The organism is Paraburkholderia sp. J69-1 (assembly GCF_905220255.1).
Lineage (GTDB): Bacteria > Pseudomonadota > Gammaproteobacteria > Burkholderiales > Burkholderiaceae > Paraburkholderia.
In genome coordinates this window covers 1-3,323 of the sequence record NZ_CAJMZG010000056.1, presented here as the reverse complement: position 1 = coordinate 3,323, position 3,323 = coordinate 1, and the positions used below count along the sequence as shown (strand labels likewise).

Genomic DNA, 3,323 nt, shown 5'->3' with positions numbered 1-3,323 from the left:
GAGGCTGTGTCAAAACGTGCGATTTCGAGGTTGAGCACGAAAATCGACCCACCAGAACGCTGCTTATCGGCTTCGCGGCACTTCGGCAAGGGTGAAGCGACACCCGAAAACCGGGTAGTTTCGAGTTTTGACACAGCCTCGGCCAGAAGCAGTTATTCAGCGAGCTGATTAACCTGTCGCTGGAATGACTGCACTACTCTGCTAACGGCCATCAAAGCCTGACCAAACAAATCGTTCCCAGTCCGAACCGGATCGATCCCGATTATGGTCTTGTGATGACGACCGCCCACTTTCAGCTGAAAAGCGAACAGCAAGCACAGCCCCCCAGGCAATTAAGCCGAAGCTGGATCGCTGGTCAAATCGCCTCCGTTTTCCATCCGCCCCGCATAGCGGCGCAAAAACGCCGCCTCGGTGTCAACCGTTACATTGAAGTCGTACCAGTTGCCACTCGCTGAGACAGACCACTTCGCACTAACACTCGCTCCGGCCTCCACGCCAAAAGTCCGCGCTTCTTCGGTACCGTAATAGGCGTTTGTCTGAACCGTAAAGCGGCATGCCGACGAGCCAGAATTGCGCATGGTAACGATGATCGCGTTATCTGCGACATCGTAGCTCACATGAACCTCCGGGTCGGGAAGCATTACACCGTCGCCCCTTCCAAGGTCTCCCTGAAACACCCGCAGAAAGCCGTTTGCACCGTGCAGCGCGATCGCATACTTTGTGCCATTGAGCTCCGTTCTCGTCCAGCTATCTGATATCTGCGTACCAGCGGCTAAAGCGTAACGACGCGGAGCGCGGGACCCTACGGCAAGATCGTAGGCAGAGAATGCCGCCCCCGTCTTCCCGCTATTACCCAAGATTATCGAAATCAAACCTTCATGCTTGTCTGCAATTGCGTTCGCGTGAAATTCGTATGGCAATGCTCGCGACAAGCGTGTTCCAGACTCCTGTCCTGGCATGGATTGCCGTGCGGGGACCGTCGGCGCGGGTAACGTACTGCATTGCAGATCTGCTCCCGCGACGTAGCTACTCGTATCGGGTAAGTGTGGCCACTCCACGTCTGGAGTTTTGAAATTGAATGCAGATGTCAGATCACCGCAAACTGATCGGCGCCATGGACTGATGTTCGGGCAACGAAGCCGGAATCGCTTTTCGATGAATTGAATGACGGAGGTGTGATCGAATACTTCCGAACAAACATAGCCTCCTTTCGACCACGGCGAGACCACTGTCATCGGCACACGAAAACCGAGGCCAATCGGCTGACCTTCATAGAGCTCGCCGGTGGTTGCAACTGTTGTCCGTCCCTCGTCATCCGCACCAGGCGGCGTAGGGGGTGGAACGTGATCGAAAAAACCACCCTGTTCATCATAGTTCAGAAGCAATACCGTCCCCGACCACACCTCGGGATTTGCAGCAAGACCTCGTAGCAGCCTCGCGCTCAGGTCTTCCCCGGCCTGGGGATGATAATTCGCGTGTTCGGACAAGGCCGTCGGCGCAACGATCCACGATACCTGAGGCAGTTGGCCAGTTTCGACATCCCTACTGAAAGCCTGAACAATGTCGTCGACTGTTGCCATACCCTTACGATAAAGCGGGCTGCCAGGTGAGGCAGCCTTAAAGCTTTGAAACAGCGCAAGCGCGTTATCGTCGAAATTGTCCGCCTGCTGATAAACCCGCCAACTAATACCCGCCGTCTCAAGCATCTCGGCAACCGTTTGCCATTTGAATCCCTGGGCCGGCTCAGCATTATCCAGCGACGGCTCAGTTCCGGCTGAGAGGCCACTGCTGCCGCTGAACAGATGCAGCCTGTTCGGATTGGTCTGCGTGAGCGTCGAGGCAAAGTATTGGTCGCAAATTGTGAAGGCATCGGCGAGCGCATAGTAGAACCGCAAATCCTCGCGCGTAAAATAACTCATGCCGAGTCCAGGCTGTCGCGCTGAATTCCACGCGTTACACAGCCCCTTGTTCCACATTGCCATGTCGGTCGGATAGCTCATCGAAGGCGCTTTTGCGCAAGTCGCGCTAGTGCTCAACGTGCTCATATGGAACGGCAGGATATAACCCTTACCCGTCGGTTGCTTCCAGACCGGATTGCCGTCAGGCAAGCGGATCGCTGTCCGGTCGTTGAAGCCGCGCACGCCACGAAGCTTGCCGAAATAGTGGTCGAACGAGCGATTTTCTTGCGTGAAGATTACGATATTCCGGACATCATCGATGGTACCGGTGACGGTTTTTGCGGGTATCGCCAGGGCTTCCCGAAACCAATCTGGAGCCAGGACGCCTGCGATTGCCCCGCCAAATGCACCGACTGCAGCACGGAGGAAATCACGGCGCGGCATCGCAATCTCACTGCCAGTGCTTGCAGCCTGATGACCCAGCTCCCCGGATAGATTCCGATGACGTTTTCTCGCCATAGCACACCCGCTCAGTTATGAGGCATCGGTTCCGGAAATAGTCCGGCGCAGCGCAGCATTCGCGGTTCAAGGAGAAAGCGCTGTGTAACGCAGCGATAACGAAATACACAATAGCTACGACGAAGTTTAATCATGCACGTTGCTGTGCACGCTACCGACGTTACGTCTCCCAAGTGATCCGACGCCATTCAACGTTTAACGGCTTCGAGATCATGCAAACGCTCCCAGATTCTAAAGCGCAGCCCTTAAGGATCGCTGATGTCGCTTTAACGGTCAGACGGGCAGTTCGTCATTCCTGCGTTTCACCCATGTTGCGAAAGGTACTGATACTGCGAACCATTCCGCCGCGATGCCTTTGGGTTTCCGATCCTTGCCTGCTTGTCCTGCAGCGTGCACATCTACCGAATAAAAGCACATTGCAACCCAGGTAATCAAAACCGCGATCCTGAACGAGTGCCTGCTGATGATCCGACAGTGATGAATCAGTAAAATTCTCAATCAGCCCACACAGACTGCAAATGATGTGGGAATGCGGAAATCCGGGATTAGCCTCGTACACGACCCGGTTCTCGCCAACCCACGAACTGATCACGATGCCTGCGCTAACAAGTTGCGCGAGCGAACGGTAGACACTCGCAAGGCTGCACTGCTCCGTGGACGAAGGTATCTGGCGAAATACCTCTTCGGCCGTCATATGTTCGTCCGGAAGCTTATGAAATACCTTAAGTACTGCGACGCGACTTGATGTCGGACGCATATGCGCTTTTTTCAAAGTGGCATAAATCATACGAGACGGATCTCGTGTATCTGCAGTATTCACGTCGCCATCCTTATCCTGACCAGATCCAGGAAATTCCCAATCCAGATAATTTTCAACACATATAAATCGCGCTCGCCTAAGCTTAC

The 3,323-nt window shown here is 54.5% G+C and carries 2 protein-coding genes; both read right to left on the bottom strand.

Translation table 11 applies throughout. The annotated features are described in order from the left end of the window. Positions 1-332: 332 nt before the first annotated feature. Positions 333-2,342, bottom strand: a complete 2,010-nt coding sequence (locus U5A67_RS40285) for a phosphocholine-specific phospholipase C (RefSeq protein WP_321818814.1) — start codon at positions 2,340-2,342, stop codon at positions 333-335. Between the two features lie 364 nt (positions 2,343-2,706). Beyond that, positions 2,707-3,323, bottom strand: a 617-nt coding sequence (locus tag U5A67_RS40280; protein ID WP_321818813.1) for a transcriptional repressor, incomplete at its 5' end; no start/stop codon positions are given.